Here is an 18,813-nt window from a genome sequence, read left to right as displayed (position 1 = left end):
GCGACGATATTGGCTGGATGAAATCTTTCATGCGTTTGCCCTGCGCAGCCGCCCTGGTAAAGCCGGTGGCTGCAAAACAGCACCACTTCGCGCTGCACCCGCGGGTGCGCTAACGCTTACGCTGCGCTACAAAAGTTGTGCATTCAAACGGTTATGGGTGCGCTTCGCTGACCACGCGCTACAAAACCCTGGGTGGTACAGCAATGGCGGCGCAGCCGCCCAAGATCAGTCACACAACGTTAATGCTTGAGATCCTATGAAAAACATTGCGGTAGCAGGAACAGGGTACGTAGGCCTTTCAAACGCCATGCTGCTGGCTCAGCACAACAGCGTGACTGCGGTAGATATCGTTAAAGAAAAAGTAGATCAGCTAAACCTAAAACAATCACCTATTGAAGACACCGAGATCAGCCAGTTTCTTCAGCGTGATGACCTTCACTTCACGGCTACTACTAACGCTGAACACGCCTACGCCAATGCCGATATAGTCATCATTGCCACACCCACCGACTACGACCCCAGCACCAACACGTTTAATACTCAAAGCGTGGAAGCCGTCATAAAGCAAGTGATCAACTTAAACCCCCACGCGGTCATGGTAACCAAATCGACCGTGCCGGTGGGCTATACAGCGAGCGCCAGCAAAAAATTCAAGACAGAGAACCTAATTTTCTCACCCGAATTTCTTCGTGAAGGCAAAGCGCTTTACGATAACCTCTATCCTTCACGAATTATTGTCGGTGAGCGTTCCGAGCGAGCAGCGCAATTCGCCAACCTGTTAACGCAAGGGGCGGTCAAAAAAAATGCGCCTATTCTGCTAACCAACAGCACCGAAGCTGAAGCCATCAAGCTGTTTGCGAACACCTACTTAGCCATGCGTGTCGCGTATTTCAATGAGCTAGACACCTATGCCGAAACCCACAGCCTAGACACGCGGCAAATCATTGAAGGGGTAGGGTTAGACCCACGCATTGGCAAGCACTACAACAACCCCAGTTTTGGCTATGGTGGCTACTGCTTGCCTAAAGACACCAAGCAGCTACTCGCCAACTACCAAGACGTACCCAGCAACATGATTCAAGCCATTGTGGATGCCAACCGCACCCGCAAAGACTTCATTGCCGAAGCGGTGCTAAAGCGCAACCCACGTGTGGTAGGTGTGTACCGGCTAATTATGAAAACGGGTTCTGATAACTTTCGCGCCAGCGCCATGCAAGGCGTTATGAAGCGCCTTAAAGCCAAAGGGGTTAACGTTATCGTTTACGAACCAGCCCTAGCGGAAGATCACTTCTACAATTCTCGGGTGATTAGAGAGTTAGACGCGTTCAAGCAGGAAGCCGACTTGATCTTAAGCAATCGCATGGCCAGCGAATTAGCAGATGTAGCAGATAAAGTATATACCCGCGATTTGTTCGGCAGTGACTAACCTCCCCACTCAGCACGTCTAAAAGCAAATCACATGATTGAAGTTAAAAATCTCTACAAGCGCTACCACAACCACCACGGCAGTGACTGGGTACTGAAAAACATCAACCTGACCATTCCACAAGGGGTAAGCGTCGGGTTGATTGGCCCCAACGGCGCAGGTAAATCGACGCTGCTGCGCCTGATTGCCGGTATGGACTCCCCAGAGCGTGGTGAAGTCATACGTCATAGCCGCGTTTCATGGCCAGTGGGGTTATCTGGTGGCATGCAAGGCAATATGACTGGGCGGCAAAATGTAAAATTCGTAGCCCGCGCACAAGGCTGTCGGCCCGACGAAGTAAAACGTGTGATTGCCTTTGTAGAAGACTTTGCTGAAATAGGTGATGCCTTTGACGAGCCTATTCGCACCTACTCTTCTGGCATGAGATCGCGCATTTCCTTTGGCCTCTCGCTCTCGTTTGATTTTGACGTCTATATTTCTGATGAAGCAACCGCCGTCGGCGACCGCGCCTTCAAAGAAAAAGCCAAAGCGCTGTTTGAATCTAAAGTGGGGCAAGCCTCAATCATTATGGTGTCGCACTCTGAAGGCATCTTAAAAGATCTTTGTCAGGCAGGTGTTTATATTAAAGATGGCGAAGCCTTCTGGTACGACAGTGTTGAAGCCGCGATTAGTGACTACCACAAAGATGTCGATGCCAAAAAAGCCGCCCGTGTCAATAAAGGCACTGACCCCGCTGCAGCAAAAAGAGCCAGCAAAAAAGCAGCCATTGCACAGGAGCTGCCAACAGACATACCTGGCGCGCAGCAACACCTTAAAGAGTGCAGGCACAAGCTGAAAATTGCGAGGGAAAACCTAGCAACAGCAAGAGAACAAAAGTTCCTGCCTAAGCTACTGCATCTGATTGAAAAAGACGTGGTTCAGCGCCGTAAAGCAGCGGAACAAGCCCGTAAGCATTTCCAAGCATTACAAGCAGCTCAACAAGACGGGCCGCCAACCGTACCAGATCAGCAAAAATAGTAAGGGAAATACGGATGTCTAAAACGTTTCTTGTTACCGGCGGTGCCGGCTTTATTGGCTCAGCGGTCGTGCGTGAATTGATCAATAACACCCAGCACCGGGTGATTAATCTCGATAAGCTGACTTACGCTGGCAACTTGGAATCACTGACAAGCGTGGAAGACAGCGAACGCTACACCTTTGTGCAGGCAGATATTTGCGACGCCCCGGCCATGCAGCAGCTGTTTGAACAGCACCAGCCCGATGTAGTGATGCACCTAGCCGCAGAGAGCCACGTAGACCGCTCCATCGACGGCCCCGCTGAGTTTATTCAAACCAACGTAGTCGGCACCGCCGTATTGCTTGAAGCCGCCCGCGCGTACTGGAAAACCCTACAGCAGCAAGATAAAGCAAAAGCAGAGGCCTTTCGCTTTCATCACATAAGTACAGATGAAGTGTATGGCGATTTGGAAGGCACCGACGACCTCTTTACTGAAACCACGCCTTATGCGCCCAGTTCACCGTACTCTGCCAGTAAAGCCAGTTCTGATCATCTAGTGCGCGCATGGCAGCGCACCTACGGCCTGCCCACATTGGTGACCAACTGCTCCAACAACTACGGGCCATATCACTTCCCAGAAAAACTGATCCCGCTGATGATCCTCAACGCCCTAGCAGGCAAGCCGCTACCGGTATACGGCAACGGCCAGCAAATCCGCGATTGGTTATATGTGGAAGACCACGCCCGCGCCTTAATCAAAGTAGCTACAGAAGGCGAAATCGGCGAAACCTACAACATCGGTGGGCATAACGAAAAAGCCAACCTCACCGTTGTTGAAACACTGTGCGACCTGCTTCAAGAGCTAGTGCCACAAGAGCAGTCGTACCGTGAGCTCATCACCTTCGTGACTGACCGCCCCGGCCACGACGTACGTTACGCCATTGATGCCAGCAAAATTGAACAAGAACTCGGCTGGACGCCAGAAGAAACCTTCGAAACCGGCCTACGCAAAACCGTGCAGTGGTATCTCGCTAACGAAACCTGGTGGAAACGCGTACAAGACGGCAGCTACCAACGGCTGGGTACCAACACGTAGTGCGTGGTAAGCCTACGGCGCACCCGCAACAGACTTTCGGATTTCGCGGGTGCCTCGGTATCGCTCGTTCCTCGCGACCTCATTACACCGCGCTACAGGTTGCGCAATCGATTGACGTTAAGGCTTCACTATGAACATCTTCATCACTGGCGGTAACGGCCAAGTAGGCTTTGAACTCCAGCGCCAATTTGCCCCGTTCGGTACTATCCTGGCCCCGACACGCCAAGAGCTCGATTTAACCAACGCCGACGCAGTAGATGCTTATCTTGCCAAACACCAGCCTGGCTTAATCCTCAATGCAGCGGCCTATACAGCAGTGGATAAAGCCGAAAGTGAGCCACAGCAGGCTAAACGTCTAAATGCCGAGCTACCCGCGCAATTAGCGGAATATGCAGCGAAGCAGGGCATTCCCCTGGTGCACTACTCAACGGACTACGTTTACCCAGGCAACGGCGAACCCCCCTGGCAAGAAGACAGCCCCACTGGCCCGCTAAGCGTATACGGCCAAACCAAGCTAGAAGGGGATGAAGCGGTGGTTAACAGCGGTGCCAGCCACCTGATTTTTCGCACCAGCTGGGTATACGCCGCGCGCGGCAACAACTTTATGAAAACCATGCTGCGCCTGGGCCGCGAACGGGATGCATTGAGCATCGTTAATGATCAAATCGGCGCGCCTACGCCAGCACGGCTAATCGCTCAAGTCACTGCGCTGGCATTCACCACGCAAGGCTCACCACTGACCATCAATATACCGTCAGGGGTTTATCATCTTGCTCCACGCGGAGAAACCAGCTGGCACGGCTTCGCCAGCGAAATTTTCAACCAAGCCCGTGAAGCAGGGGAAACCCTCGCGATTACCCCCGAAAGCACCGCTGGCATCCCCACGGCAGAATACCCAACGCCCGCCCAACGCCCGTTGAACTCACGCATGGCGCTAGGCAAATTAGAAAGCGCACTAAGCATCACCATGCCCACCTGGCAAAGCCAATTAGCTCTGACACTGAAAGAACATCTCAGTAATTAAAAAAAACGTTATTCGCCACCGGCGACACGGACAAAACCCTTTATTTGTTATTGGGGTGTTGCTTTTGACCTTGTCCGTGTTTTCCGTGAGTGTCCGTGGCAAAACAGGTTTTGTCCGAGCTTTCCGCAAAGGGCCGTGGCTAAACTTATATTCTGTAACACAGCAAGGGGGCCAATATGAGCCAATCAACACAGAGAAAGGGCATCATTCTCGCCGGTGGTTCAGGCACTCGCCTACACCCCATTACCCGTGGCGTGTCAAAACAGCTATTGCCGGTGTACGACAAGCCAATGGTTTACTACCCGATTTCAGTGCTTATGCTGGCGGGTATACGCGATATTCTCATTATCTCTACCCCTGAAGACTTACCCCAATACCAAAACCTACTGGGTAGCGGGGAAGACTTTGGCATCAACCTGCAATATGCCGAACAGCCAAGCCCCGATGGCCTAGCCCAAGCCTTTATTATTGGTGAAGAATTTATTGGCGACAGCCCCGTGTGCTTAGTGCTGGGCGACAACATCTTCCACGGTCAGCACTTCTCTGAGCAGCTAAAACGCGCTGACAAACAGCCCAGCGGTGCCACCGTATTTGGTTACCTGGTAAAAGACCCTGAACGCTTTGGCGTAGTGGAATTCTGTGAAGACGGCAAGGCGATTTCCATTGAAGAAAAACCAGCCAAGCCGAAATCAGCGCACGCAGTAACGGGCCTTTATTTTTACGATAACGACGTTGTAGAAATTGCCAAAAACGTAAAACCTTCCGAGCGCGGCGAGCTGGAAATCACCAGCGTTAATAACGCCTACCTTGAACGTGGCGACCTGCGCGTGGAGCGCCTTGGCCGCGGCTTTGCCTGGCTAGATACTGGTACCCACGACAGTTTGCTAGAAGCCAGCCAATACGTGCAAACCATTGAACACCGCCAAGGCCTCAAAATAGCCTGCCTTGAGGAGATCGCCTGGCAGCAGAAGTGGATAAGCGACGAACGTCTAACCGAATTGGCAAAGCCACTCTCGAAAACCCAGTACGGTAAATATCTGCAGCGTTTGTTAAAGCAGAAAGACAAGAAGTAATCAGAAAGCGGAGGAGTCATTCGTTGTAAACAAACAGTTCCAGGTCTTACTGCTTGCACAACATCTCTACGTTTATCTATCACATTCCACGGTTTAATAATGAAATACGAAAAACTCGCTATACCAGAAGTGGTCTTGCTCACCCCTCAAGTGTTCGGCGATGAACGCGGCTTCTTCATGGAAACCTTCCGCCAATCTGAATTTGAACAGCACTGCGGCAACCATACCTTCGTTCAGGATAACCACAGCCTTTCCAGCCATGGCATTTTACGCGGCTTGCATTACCAGCTTGAAAAGCCCCAAGGCAAGCTAGTACGCGTGACCCGGGGGGAAGTGTTTGATGTGGCGGTAGACTTACGCAAAAGCAGCCCCACCTTTGGCCAATGGGTAGGCGCAATGCTGAGCGCAGAGAACAAGCAATTACTCTGGGTGCCACCAGGCTTTGCCCACGCCTTCTACGTGACCAGTGAAGAAGCTGAGTTCCAGTACAAATGTACCGATTATTACAACCCAGGCGATGAATACTGTATTCGCTGGGATGACCCCACGTTAGCAATAGACTGGCCGCTGGTGGACAACAAACAGCCTGGGGTCTCAGAAAAGGATGCCCTAGGTGCACGCTTCAAAGATGCCAGAACATTTGTCTGAACCACTCTCTTTACGTCGTGATAAGTGAAAAACGGAGCTTTCTTGAATGACAGTGACTTTCGGCACAACCCCCTATAGCAACTGGCAATGCCTGGCCCCTTTGCTGGAAGCCTTAGGTTGTGTAACCCCAACGTCGAATGAGTCAAAGCAACATAGCGTTGACCCAATAAGCGAAATGCCTGCAGAAGGAAAGTTACTGTTAGCGTACGCCAGCCCCCAACAAACGCTGGTAAGCGCCATGGAGCAGGGAGCTGCACCCACAGAAGTGCTGACACAATGGGTAGCTCACACCAAGGCGATGATAGAGTGCTTCAAGGCTAACCGAAAGCGAGTGGTGCTCATCAATATCGATGCTGCCCGCCAACACCTGTCACAGAGTGCCATCACGTTAGAGAACCACTGGCAGCAGCAGATTGAATTGCCTGAAGGCCAACAGTCAGATAGCCAATACCCGCCAGCAGAAGCCAACCCTTACTATTGGATGCTGGCGACCCTGGCGGTTCATCAAAGCCAGGAACTGCCACTGTTACTGGCGCAGCTGGAAGCGTGCACCTTGCCCATTGGTGAGCCAGCAACTCCACCAATACAAGAAATTGATCACCTTTATTCAGAACTAACGGCACTTTTCCAGCAGTGTGAAAGCAGCCAAGTGCTAGCACAAGCGCATAAAGCACTGAAAAAAGAGTACCAAGCGTTGGAAACGCAGCATACTAACCTGCTGCAAACACAGCAAAAAGACCAAACGGCTATCAATAATGTTCAAGCCGAACGTGAAGCGCTTCAGCGCCAACTGGAAAAAGAACAGGCCGATCACGCGGCACTCAAAGCATCAAACGCTACGCTAGAAAAAGAACACACCACGCTTCAGGCGGCAAAAAAAGCGCAGGAAATCGTACTCACTAATGCCAGTGAAGAGCATCAACTGTTGCTAGAGCAGCTGCATCTAGTGCAAGAAGAACTGGAGCGCTACATAACGGCAGGTAAAGAAGCCGCCTCCGAAAAGGTAAACCTGCAACGCCAGTTAGAAACATACCAAAAAGCGCATCAGAAACTTGAGATAGCGCATGCAGCTCTCAAGCAAGCTCAGCAAAAAGACCAATCCATCATCAAAGAAGTTAACGCAGAGCGAGAAAAGCTCCAAAGCGCACTAAAAAAAGAGCAGCTGGCGCTTACCAAGATTAACGCTGAAAAATCTACCCTAGCGCATCAGCTAACGGCGTTAAACGCTACCCATGAAGACCAAGCAAAACAGCTCACAGATCTACAGGCCGAAAAAACGGAGCTTCTAAAACAGTGTGAAGCTGCTGAAAAGCAAAAGGCAATGCTGCAAAAAGAGCAAGCTGCCCATGCACAAACGAAAGCTGAAAAATTAGCCCTGGAAGGCCAGCATAGAGAAGCACAGCAGGAAGCAGAAGCCAGCCTTTCAACTGTAGAACACGAAAACCAGCTACTTCTACAGCAACTGCACCTAGTGCAGGAAGCATTCGAGGCCAAGTTCCTACAAGTGAAAGAGCAAGAAAAAGAACTTGCCAGAAGAGAATCCCAGCTTAAATACAGCGAACACCAGCACCAGCACAGCGTTAACGCACATCATGCCAGCCAGAAAGAGAATCAGCTGTTACAACGCCGCCTCGCCAAGCTGCGAGAAATAATGGAAGGCCTAGAGCGCAGTAATAAAGCCTTGAACGGTAATATGTCAGAAGTCAAAAACCAGCTGGCAGCGGCCAAAAAGCACCAGTCAGACTGGGAGCACAAATACCAGCTTGCCGAACGAGAAGGCGCCTTGGCCCTAGCGTCAGCCAACCGGCGTATTTATGAGCTAAGCAAAGAGCTTAACAGTATTACCAAAAGCCCCCGCTGGAAGCTGGTCAGCCCGCTTAATAGCCATGGCAAAAAGAATAAAAAGGTGCGTGCTGAACAGCTTCAGCAGCAAAAAAAACAGGTGGCTCACTCTGGCCTGTTTGATGTGGAATGGTACCTGCAGGCCTATCCCGATATTGCGGAAGCTGGCATAGACCCCATCGAACACTACCTCACGATGGGTGCGTACGAAGGTCGTAATCCCAGCGAAGTATTTGATACTAGTTGGTACCTGCTTTACTACCAAGATGTAACAGATAGTGGCCTGAACCCCCTGGTTCACTATATCCGTTATGGCCAGAAGGAAAACAGAGCCACCCGGCCGGGTGCCTTGGCCTCGCTACCCGCGCCAATACAGCAACCGGTTGAAAAGGGGTAAACCAACACCATGTCGATGATTCTTCATATAGGGGCTGGCCAAACAAGTGAACTCCCCCAGTGGCGAAAAAGTGGTGCCACGCGCATTGTACTGGTAGAACCAAACCCCATGTTGGCACAGCAGCTGCGACACAAAGCAGCAGGTGACGCCACTCTTACCATTGTGGAAGCCGCTGTCACGCCAAGCTCGGCCAACACTCAGCTGTATGAATATAACCTGCCCGAAGCGAATAGCCTGCGCCCAGCCACAGGGCTTAAGAGCCTGTTCCCAGGGTTGAAAACCACGGCAACGCACAGTGTGGCCACCCTTACCCCAACCCAGCTGCTAGCCGATTACGGGCCAGCCCAAGGGGAACGGGCCCAGCTGGTGCTGCAAACACCGGGGGAAGAGGGGGCCATCCTCAACGAGCTGATTGAAACAGGCCAGCTTAACCAGTTTCAGCAATTACAGCTACATGCCAACCCAGAATCCTATTACCAGGGCAGCATTGCAGCAAAAGACATTCTGCAACAACTGGCAGAAGCAGGATACGATATCACCGACGTCAATCAGCAAGACCCAGACTGGCCGTATTGGCAACTTACTCGTCATCCACTGAAAGATCAGCTGCTCAGCCTGCAAGAAGAAACAACTGCCCTGAAACAGCAACTTCAAGAACGCCAGCAACAGCTAGAAGCCAATCAACGGCAAAGCAAAAAACAGCGACAGAAAGCGGAAGAAGCGGCGCAGCAAACACAAGCGCAGCTGAAAGAAAAAACCGAACAGCTAGCGAAACTGCACACTCAGCTTAAGCAACAGCAAGAAGAAGTAGCCACTCTGAAACAACAGCTGCAAGAACGCCAGCAACAGCTAGAGGCCAGCCAACAGCAAAGCAAAAAACAGCAGCAGAAAGCGGAAGAAGTGGCACAGCAAACACAAGCGCAGCTGAAAGAAAAAGCGAACCAACTGGCTGAAGCTCATGCGCAGTGTCAGCAACTAAAAGAAGACAACGAAACGCTAAAAAAACAGCTCAACCAAGCACAGAAAGTAAGCCAACAGCATCAGCAAACACAGAGTGAAACGGCAAAGCAGCTGGAACAGATTCAACAGCAACAGGTTAATACGCAGCAAACGTTGTCGGCCACCGAAAGCAAGCTAAAAAAAATAGAAGAGCAGCGTCAGGCGGAACAAAGAGCCCATAAAGAACTGCAGCACAAATTTGAAGAAACCCACGGCTGGTTTGTAGGCCGCAAACAGCAAGCAGAAGAGCGCGCTGAAAAGCTAAAAAGCCTGCAAAATGAGCTGAACACTAAGGCAGAGCAGGCGGCTAGCCTAGAAGAAAAGCTAAAAGCAAGTGAAGAAGAGCGTGAAAAATACAAAAATTATTTTGCCAATCGCAAAAAACAGCACGAAGCGTCTCAAGCTCAATTAACAGAAGCTCAGCAAACGCTAAAAGAAAAAGATACCATCATCAGTCAGCTCAGCGAACAGCTCACCACGTTACAACAACGTAACGAACGCGTTGGGCAACTGGAAAGCAAGTTGGAATCCCTGTTCGGCGAACAGCGCAGCTACATTCAGCAAACCACCAACGCCCTTGGCCAACATGTCACGCGTAGTGCCCGCCAGCAGCGTGATGAGCACGCACTAACGCATTACTTACAGCATGGCCAGCGCCCGGTAAGTACTCAGCTGCCTCCCAGCTACGCAGTAGCATTACTAGAACACTACGACGCCACCCAGCATGACGTTGTCGTCGTGTTGGGAAGCGCGAACACCACAGAGTTGCTGGCGCAAGGGTTGCTCAACACTCGTTCACACGCGCCAAGGCTTAAAAGTAGCCAGCAGGAATCAGCAGAAAACGAAGTCACGCTTTCTCATGCGGATCTACCACAAGCCATTGTCAGCATTGAGCACCAAAACGCGGCCAGCGAAGCCTTAAAGCAGCGCTTACACAACAAAGGCACGGCCAGAGCCGTGAATACAGTGTATGCCCCCTGGGTAGAGTGCCAAGCGAATGGGCAAGCCACGCTGTTCTACGCAGTAGAACCTACGCTGAAACGGCTTAACCAATGGCTATCAGAAAACGCCCGTGTATTGGTGATAATAGGCGAAGACCTGCCCCAGGCCGGCCACAGCCGCGAAATAGCGCTCGCCCTATTGCTACAACAACTGCCCACCCAGCGGCTGGATATGGTGCTGGAAGGTAACCAGCACCCGCAGGAAACCAGCTTGAAAGAAAGCTGGGATAAACTGCTTGAAACCCGTCAGCGCCCTGGTCAATGGCTAACGCTCCCCAACGCTTACAGCCTAAGAGTGGAAGGCTAGATGATGCATTCTTACTAACCTTCATCTTACAACTTAACCAAGAGCCAACCATGGAAAAAGATCTCGTTAAACGCGCCCATGCCGCTTTCAACCAGGGCGACTACCAAAACGCAATTAAACTTTACCAAAATGCTGCTTCCCAATATGGCAAAAACCTTTTTGATGTTAATGTTCGTCTTTGTGAACAAAAGTTAGGTAATCCAGGCCAGGCCATCAAAACAGCATCGCGCAGTGTAGACAATACCCCTGTTGCCAAGCAGCTAGCAGAAACCCAAGCACTGCTGGAACATTACTACCGCCGCTGTCAAGAGCTGGAATATCACCTGCAAGATGCCAGTTAAGTAAGGTAGCTAAGCAAGGAATAGTGCAACACTTCTGCCAAAAACTGCACGGTAGTGATGTCGCAAGCTAAAACGATAACCGATTGAAAAGAAGGCAAGGAATGAAAGTACTGACCGTATTCGGTACCCGCCCGGAAGCCATTAAAATGGCCCCGCTGGCGCTACAGCTCGCCACGGATGAACGCTTTGAAGCTCGGGTGTGCGTTACTGCTCAACACCGCGAAATGCTAGATCAAGTGCTGGCACTTTTCGAACTGACCCCAAACTATGACCTCAACATCATGAAGCCGGGGCAAGACCTCAATGATGTAACCTGTGGCATTCTGCAAGGGCTAAAGCCAGTACTGGAAGATTTTAAGCCAGATATGGTACTGGTTCACGGTGATACGGCTACCACCTTTGCTACCACGCTTGCTTGCTACTACCAGCAAATTCCGGTGGGCCACGTAGAAGCAGGGCTGCGCACCGGTAATTTATACTCCCCTTGGCCTGAAGAGGGCAATCGTAAGTTAACCGGTGCCCTGGCCGCCGTGCATTTCGCACCCACGTCCACGTCGCAGCAGAATCTGCTCAACGAAGGCATAGCCCCGGCCAGCATTCATATCACCGGTAACACCGTGATTGATGCGCTGCTTGAAGTTGCGCATAAGCTAGAAACGACCCCTTCGCTTGCTGCCGAACAGGCCAAACGCTTTCCCATGCTGGATGAAAGCAAGCGGCTGATTCTGGTGACCGGCCACCGGCGTGAAAGTTTTGGCGGTGGTTTTGAGCGTATCTGCCAAGCACTGGCAGATACCGCTGAACGCCACCCAGATACCCAAATTCTCTATCCGGTGCACCTCAACCCCAACGTGCGTGAGCCGGTTAACCGCCTGCTGGCCAAGGTGGATAACGTTCACCTGATTGAACCACAAGATTACCTGCCGTTTGTTTACCTGATGAACCAAGCGCATATCATTTTGACCGATTCCGGCGGTATTCAAGAAGAAGCCCCATCGCTTGGTAAGCCTGTATTGGTAATGCGCGACACGACGGAACGCCCCGAAGCCGTAGAAGCAGGCACCGTTAAGCTAGTAGGCACCAACGTAGATACCATCACCAGTGAACTTACCCGTTTGCTAAACGATGAAGACGCCTACCAAGCGATGAGCTACGCCCACAACCCCTACGGCGACGGCAAAGCCTGCCAACGCATCCGCGACGTGCTAGCAAGCTCATAAGCTGACAACTTTTTTGCCACAGATTTTCCCACGGACGCTCACGGAAAACACGGACAAGGTCAAAAGCAACCTAAAAACTTAAAAGCTAAAAAGTATTTATGGTTTTGTCCGTGTCGTCCGTGAGGGTCCGTGGCTAATAAATTTTATCAAGGAATGAAACATGCAATTCGACACTATCTCCATGATTGGTCTGGGCTATATTGGCTTGCCTACCGCCGCAGTGTTCGCCTCACGTAAGAAAAAGGTAATTGGTGTAGATGTTAACCAACATGCCGTCGACACGATCAACAATGGCGACATCCATATTGTAGAACCAGAGCTAGACATGGTTGTGCATGCCGCCGTTACTGAAGGATACCTGCGTGCAACCACCACGCCTGAAGCGGCGGATGCCTTTATGGTGGCGGTGCCAACGCCGTTCCACACCGATGAAAACGGTCAAAATCACAAAGCAGATCTCAGCTACATTGAAGCGGCTGCGAAATCCATAGCCCCAGTACTGAAAGCGGGTAATTTGGTGGTGTTGGAATCTACCAGCCCTATCGGCGCAACAGAACAAATGGCCGCGTGGCTAGCCGAAGCGCGGCCCGATCTCACTTTCCCGCAAACCCATGGTGAAGCGTCGGATATTCGCATTGCCCACTGCCCAGAGCGTGTGTTGCCCGGCCATGTGATTCGTGAATTGGTAGAAAATGACCGCGTGATTGGCGGCATGACGCCGAAGTGTGCCGAAGCCGCCTGTGCGCTTTACCAAATCGTTGTGGAAGGGGAGTGTGTTGCCACTACCGCTCGCACAGCAGAAATGGCCAAGCTCACTGAAAACAGCTTCCGCGATGTGAATATTGCCTTTGCCAATGAGCTTTCCACCATCTGCCATGAGCTAGATATTAATGTGTGGGAACTGATTACCCTGGCCAACCGCCATCCGCGTGTCAATATTTTGACCCCAGGCGCTGGCGTAGGTGGTCACTGCATTGCCGTAGACCCCTGGTTTATTGTAGATGCCTGCCCAGAGCAAGCTAAAATTGTGCGTGCCGCCCGTGAAGTTAACGACGCCAAGCCCCAATGGGTATTAGGCCGGGTGAAAGAGGCGTTAGAGGCTTACCACCAGCAAAACCCCAAAGCACGTCGTAGCGACCTAACCGTAGCCTGCCTGGGTGTGGCGTTTAAACCGGATATCGACGACCTGCGTGAAAGCCCCGCCCTAGGCATTGCAGAGCAAGTGGCCGCCCTTGGCTGCCGTTTACAAGTGGTAGAACCCAATATCACTAAACTGCCGGAAAAGCTACAGGGTGAAAACACTACCCTAGCCACTTTGGAAGAAGCGCTCACCCAGGCAGATGTGATGTGTGTGCTGGTAAAACACAAAGGCTTTATTCAGAACGTAGAAAAGGTGCGTGCTAAAGAAAGTGTGATCGACGCAGTAGGGCTTTTAGGGTAAACGCCCTCACACGTCACTCAGTCATTCTCCATTTACCACGCACCGGAACATTATGGACGATCTGCTCAACCACGCTCAACGCTTAGCCAGTCAAACATCAACGCCCATTGCTCAACCTATTGAAGGGCGTATTGCCTATGTGGTGAGCCATGGCCAAAGTTATGCCAGTAATGGTTATGCCATTCGCACGCAGGGTATTGCCAAAGCGCTGAATGATCACGGCTTGGAAGCCTTGTGTTTTGTACGCCCAGGCCGCCCATGGGAACTTCAACAAGCACCCATGCAAATTGAACCAGAAACAACGCTTGAAGGCGTACGCTATATTCATACCCGCTGGCTAAAGGGCGAAGTACCACAGGGGGACGCCGCTCACATGGCTGCCAGCGTAAAGCGCTTGGTTACCCTGTTCCGTATTTACCGCCCCAGCGCGGTACTGGCAGCGTCTAACTGGATAAGTGGTTTACCGGCCTGGGTAGCAGCCAAACAGCTTGGCCTGCCGTTTTACAGTGAAGTGCGTGGTTTCTGGGAGCTTTCCAGAGAAGCAAGAGAGCCAGGCTACCGCCAGCAACCAGCCTTCAAACAAGAGGCCGAACGCGACACCTTCGTCACCCAACAGGCCCAAGGCGTGTTTACCCTGAACGCGCCAATGAAGGCAGAACTAGTAAATCGCGGTGTTGAGCAAAGCTGTATTGGTATTGTGCCGAATGCCGTTAGCGTTCTGCCAGAAATAAAACCGGCCCCTACCTCTCTGAAAAACAAACTGGGTATCGCAGATAACGAAAAGGTAGTGGGCTACATTGGCAGCTTCAACGCCTATGAAGGGCTAGATGTGCTGCTCGACGCCTGCTTTGAGCTGGTGCAAAAGGGCGAAAAACTCAAGCTGTTACTGGTGGGTGATGACCAGCCCTTAACTCTAAAAAGCAAGAACGAGCCTTCATCAGCCAACGTAACCGAATCGGACAAGCCTTGGCTGATACAAGTCGGGCGGGTACCCCATGAACAGGTGGCGGACTACTACGCGCTGCTGGATGCGGTGGTAATTCCCCGTAAGCCCTTAGCGGTATGCAAACTTGTACCGCCTATGAAGGCCGCCGAGGCTCTGGCCCATGGTAAGCGTCTAGTGGTATCTGACGTGGCACCGTTGGCCGAGTATGCTGATAAATACGAAGGCGTAGTGAGCTTTGAGGCTGGGAGTGCCGCAAGCTTGGTCACAGCCCTTCAGGGGTCACTGAAGCTGCCTGCGCCGAAGCTGGGTACCGAACTGTTGTTTTCGGCGCATACCGAGCCGATGGTCAAAGCGCTGAAGGAGGAGGAGAGTGCCCTGGTGCAGAGGGCGGTAATTGAGGCGCAAGCCAAACCGACTAAGTCGACAAAGCCGAAAGCACCAAACAAGGCTGCTGTTGTGCCTGCCAAGCCTGTGCCCATGGCGAAAAGCCAAAAAGTAGCTCCAACAAAAGGCAAGCTTGGTCGAAGGCTCAAGGCCATCTCTATCATGGATGAGATTTCGGAGGAGTGCTGGCGTCATGAAATGACAGCATTTCCTATTAACCGTAATAACTACAAGGAGCAGGTTGCAGGGTCGCTCGCTGATTTTTGCTTCTTGGAAAGCTGCTGGAAAGGAAATCGAGGCTCCTGGGAGTATGCCTTTACATCTCCTGGGCTGAAACACGCTAATGCCCAAGCGCTGCTTGATCTCATTCCCAGAGTGAAGAAAAAAATGCCTTTGGTCTTCTGGAACAAGGAGGATCCAATGCACTATGATCGCTACCTACCCATCGCAAAGTCAGCAGACGTCATCTTCACGACTGATGAAACTAAAGTGGCAGACTATCAGCGTGATGTGCCACAGGCTGACGTATATGCAGTGCCTTTCGCTGCACAGCAAAAAATCTGTAACCCATCAGACCGTTTCCGTACTAAAGCGGAGTCGGTTTGCTTTGCTGGCTCGTACTACGGCGTGGGGCATGATGAGCGTAAGCGACAAATGGATGCGCTGCTGCCCTCGATAATAGAGTTTAAAGGTGCTATCTACGACCGAATGTCAAAGATAGATAGTGACCGCTATAAATTCCCTCCGCAGTATGCGCCATTTATTAGGGATGCCGTACCCTTCACGGAGGTCGTAAAGCTTTATAAGCGATTCAAGGTGTTTTTGAATGTCAATACCATTGTCGAGTCTCCGACGATGATGTCGCGTCGTGTTTATGAACTTCTGGCATGTGGTACACCAGTTGTATCTACACCTTCGAAGGCAATAGAAGAGCAATTCCCGGGAATTGTTCATATGGCTAATGATGCCAAGGAAGCCAACAAGATAATTGAGAAGTTGCTGACTGATGAGCGCTTCTGGGAAAAGACATCACATATTGGCTATCGTGAAGTGATGAAGAAGCATACTTATACGCATCGCCTAAAGGACATCGAGACGTCGCTTGGCTATGAGTACGATGATTCTGAACCACTGGTGAGCATCATTACCTGTACACGCCGCCCCAATATGATCGATCGTATTGTCGAGAATATGACAAGGCAAAACTATCCAAACTGTGAACTTATTTTAGTGCTTCAGAATTTCACCAAAAAACAAGCCAAAGAGCTTGTGGAAAAAATAAAAGCAACGCCATCCAATATTAGAGTGGTGGAGGCGCTTGTTAACAATAGTTCAGATACGCTTGGTGAGCGTTTCAATAAGGCAGCTGAAATAGCCCAGGGTGAATACATCGCCAAGATGGACGACGATGATTTTTATTTTGAGAACTACCTTTCAGATATGTTGATTCCTTTTACCTTCGGTGACTACGGTCTGGTAGGTAAAAAAGAGCTCTATATGTACCTTTCAGGCTCGGATAAGCTGATTAAACGCTTCCCAGGTATGAAGCATCGTGAAGTAGACTTTGTGGCAGGCGCTACTTTCGTTTTCAAGGCAGATGTCTTCCACAAGTATAAGTTCAATTCGTTAAATCGCGGTGAGGATAGCGACTTTATAAAGAGGCTTAAAGCAGATGGCGTGAAGATTTATGCTGCCGATCCGTTTAACTTCATAGTTTGGCGCGGCGATGTCTCGGCCCATACTTGGGATGCCACAGATGAGTATTTTCTTTCGGGGAAACAAACTCAAGTGGTGACGAGTGGCTTAGAAGACCGTTTTTGTCGTTTCTAGCTGTATTGCTTCTTGTTTATTAGATTTCTTAGTGTCTGATTTATAAAATTTTTGAGGTTTTTTATGTCTGACTTTAATGACTTTTCTTTGATAAGTGGTGTTTTCAAAGATGGCGAGTATGAAATAAAATTTAGTTATCACCCTGGAGTGACGTCGGAAAAATTAATTGTTTTTTTTCCAGGTGCCTATGATAGAACTAAAGGGACTGTTCAGTATCAGCGGCATTCTTGGGTGGTTGACTACGTTGAAAATTCTCATTGTTTAGTGGTTGATGATCCTACAATAAATGAAAATAATGATTTAAAGATTGGTTGGTTTCAAGGGTGGCCTGGTATTGATCTTTTTGACGGCTTAAGAAAGTTGGTTTTAAGTATCTGTGATGAAATTGGAGTAGATGAAAAAAATATAGTGTTCTTTGGGTCGTCTGCAGGTGGTTTTGTTAGTTTGAAAATGACTGAGCTTTTTACTGACAGCACTTCAATAGCGATAAACCCACAGATTTATCTCAATCGATTTTATAAGTCAGGCTATGAAGCCATGATGGATTATTCTTATAAAACTAGAAAATTAGATGCTCGTATTTCTTCTAAGATAACCTATTCTCCTGATTTTTTTGATCGTCAAGGAAAAGTTTACATTTTTCAAAATTTGTCTGATGAATATCATGTGGCGAACCATATTGGTGTGCTGTTGAATGGAATTTCGGACGATGCCGGAGTCAGTGAGTTTCAAATAAAAGAGTTTTGTAATGTTCCTAAGAGTAACTCTTTTTTAAATGTGGTTTATTATGAGGATGTCATTAAAAAACACAATCCACCGTCGAGGGAAGATACCAGGGATATTATAAATTCCATCTGTTTCTCCTGAAATTTATTTTTCTTTTCCTAATGGTGCCGAGTATGAAAAATGGACCCTTTACTGTAGTTTCTGGCATGCCGAGGAGCGGGACTCGTCAGTTTGCGGATTACTTGAATGCTACGAAAGAATTTGCTATCCAAGGTGAGGTTCATCCCTCGATTTATGCAGGAATAAAATCAATAATGATTTCCTCTGAGAGTGTGTATTCACGCCATCAGGATGTTTTTGCCAGCTTTAGGGCTAAGAAAAAACAGACTATTTTCAATCTTTTTTCGGGGCTTTCTAAGTCAGAAGCTGTACCTGACGTTGGTGGGTTAGTTGGGTTCAAGAGCCCTAATGCCGAGCTTCATCATCACGATATAAAAGATATAGCGCTTGAGAGCTATGGGTCTATACATTACTTTTACTGTATAAGGAATGCTAGGGCATGCCTATCTTCTTTACGATCTGCTCCATGGTATGGTGGCTCGGCTAGTTATTTTTTGAACACTTATTCACAAAGCCTAGAAGCTGCGATAAAGATAAATGAGGAGAGAAGGTGTCGGGTCAGTGTTCTTCACTTAGATGATTTTATTTCTAGCGAGAGAAAGGGGGAATGGATTAGAAAATACCTTTTGTCACCAGCTTCCTGTTCTCCTAGTGATAAAGAATTGATGGACATAATTTCTGTTGAAAATCGTAATTCAACCAAGAATAGATTTGGCAAGGTCAGAAAGAAAAATGAGCTAACTGCCAATGATGAAAATGTGTTTTTTTCAAGAAGTAGTGAAGTCAACTCTATAATATCAAAATTCAATGATGTTTTTGAGATGAGTTTAGAACTTTTGTGAGTACATAAGATTGGGTCGGTAATTGTCCAGGAATCTTTCGCCTTTGAGGTAAATCAGACTGCTTTTGTTTTGGTTCCTGGGTTCAAGTAATAAGTGCAGCACCTGCGGTTCCTGAATTCAACTAATAAGTGCAGCACCTGCGGTTTCTAGTGC

15 protein-coding genes are annotated in these 18,813 nt (G+C 49.7%); all 15 read left to right on the top strand.

The annotated features are described in order from the left end of the window. Window positions 1-250: hypothetical protein (locus INT21_RS10095; RefSeq protein ID WP_193085145.1), on the top strand; the 250-nt coding region annotated here is incomplete at its 5' end. A gap of 6 nt (window positions 251-256) precedes the next feature. Further along, window positions 257-1,426: a nucleotide sugar dehydrogenase gene (locus tag INT21_RS10090; protein WP_193085144.1), complete on the top strand. Its 1,170-nt coding sequence runs from the start codon at window positions 257-259 to the stop codon at window positions 1,424-1,426. Window positions 1,427-1,459: 33 nt separating this feature from the next. Further along, window positions 1,460-2,443, top strand: a complete 984-nt coding sequence (locus tag INT21_RS10085) for an ABC transporter ATP-binding protein (protein ID WP_193085143.1) — start codon at window positions 1,460-1,462, stop codon at window positions 2,441-2,443. A 14-nt stretch (window positions 2,444-2,457) separates the two neighbouring features. Next, window positions 2,458-3,519, top strand: coding sequence for a dTDP-glucose 4,6-dehydratase (gene rfbB / locus INT21_RS10080; protein WP_193085142.1), 1,062 nt, complete (start codon window positions 2,458-2,460; stop codon window positions 3,517-3,519). Window positions 3,520-3,649: 130 nt separating this feature from the next. Further along, the gene (gene rfbD, locus INT21_RS10075; RefSeq protein WP_193085141.1) at window positions 3,650-4,543 is read left to right on the top strand and encodes a dTDP-4-dehydrorhamnose reductase; all 894 of its coding nucleotides are present in this window, start codon (window positions 3,650-3,652) and stop codon (window positions 4,541-4,543) included. 176 nt (window positions 4,544-4,719) lie between these two features. Beyond that, window positions 4,720-5,616, top strand: a complete 897-nt coding sequence (gene rfbA / locus INT21_RS10070; protein ID WP_193085140.1) for a glucose-1-phosphate thymidylyltransferase RfbA — start codon at window positions 4,720-4,722, stop codon at window positions 5,614-5,616. A gap of 99 nt (window positions 5,617-5,715) precedes the next feature. Beyond that, window positions 5,716-6,264, top strand: coding sequence for a dTDP-4-dehydrorhamnose 3,5-epimerase (gene rfbC / locus INT21_RS10065; protein ID WP_193085139.1), 549 nt, complete (start codon window positions 5,716-5,718; stop codon window positions 6,262-6,264). Between the two features lie 46 nt (window positions 6,265-6,310). Continuing rightward, window positions 6,311-8,503, top strand: coding sequence for a hypothetical protein (locus INT21_RS10060; RefSeq protein WP_193085138.1), 2,193 nt, complete (start codon window positions 6,311-6,313; stop codon window positions 8,501-8,503). A gap of 9 nt (window positions 8,504-8,512) precedes the next feature. Continuing rightward, window positions 8,513-10,810, top strand: coding sequence for a hypothetical protein (locus tag INT21_RS10055; protein WP_193085137.1), 2,298 nt, complete (start codon window positions 8,513-8,515; stop codon window positions 10,808-10,810). A 50-nt stretch (window positions 10,811-10,860) separates the two neighbouring features. After that, a complete protein-coding gene (locus INT21_RS10050) occupies window positions 10,861-11,151 on the top strand; it encodes a tetratricopeptide repeat protein (protein ID WP_062374973.1) in 291 nt (96 codons plus the stop codon). 101 nt (window positions 11,152-11,252) lie between these two features. Continuing rightward, window positions 11,253-12,371: a non-hydrolyzing UDP-N-acetylglucosamine 2-epimerase gene (gene wecB / locus INT21_RS10045; RefSeq protein ID WP_193085136.1), complete on the top strand. Its 1,119-nt coding sequence runs from the start codon at window positions 11,253-11,255 to the stop codon at window positions 12,369-12,371. 160 nt (window positions 12,372-12,531) lie between these two features. Next, complete coding sequence (wecC, locus tag INT21_RS10040) at window positions 12,532-13,812, top strand: UDP-N-acetyl-D-mannosamine dehydrogenase (protein ID WP_193085135.1); 1,281 nt, start codon at window positions 12,532-12,534, stop codon at window positions 13,810-13,812. A 52-nt stretch (window positions 13,813-13,864) separates the two neighbouring features. Continuing rightward, window positions 13,865-16,972 (top strand): glycosyltransferase, encoded by a 3,108-nt coding sequence (locus tag INT21_RS10035; protein ID WP_193085134.1) that lies wholly within the window; start codon window positions 13,865-13,867, stop codon window positions 16,970-16,972. 63 nt (window positions 16,973-17,035) lie between these two features. Then, entirely contained in the window at window positions 17,036-17,839 is an 804-nt protein-coding gene (locus tag INT21_RS10030) for a hypothetical protein (protein WP_193085133.1), read from the top strand. A 32-nt stretch (window positions 17,840-17,871) separates the two neighbouring features. Continuing rightward, complete coding sequence (locus tag INT21_RS10025) at window positions 17,872-18,660, top strand: hypothetical protein (RefSeq protein WP_193085132.1); 789 nt, start codon at window positions 17,872-17,874, stop codon at window positions 18,658-18,660. Window positions 18,661-18,813 lie beyond the last annotated feature (153 nt).

Origin of the sequence: Halomonas sp. 3F2F (assembly GCF_014897805.1) — a bacterium.
Taxonomy (GTDB): domain Bacteria; phylum Pseudomonadota; class Gammaproteobacteria; order Pseudomonadales; family Halomonadaceae; genus Vreelandella.
This window is presented reverse-complemented; position numbering and strand designations above follow the sequence as displayed.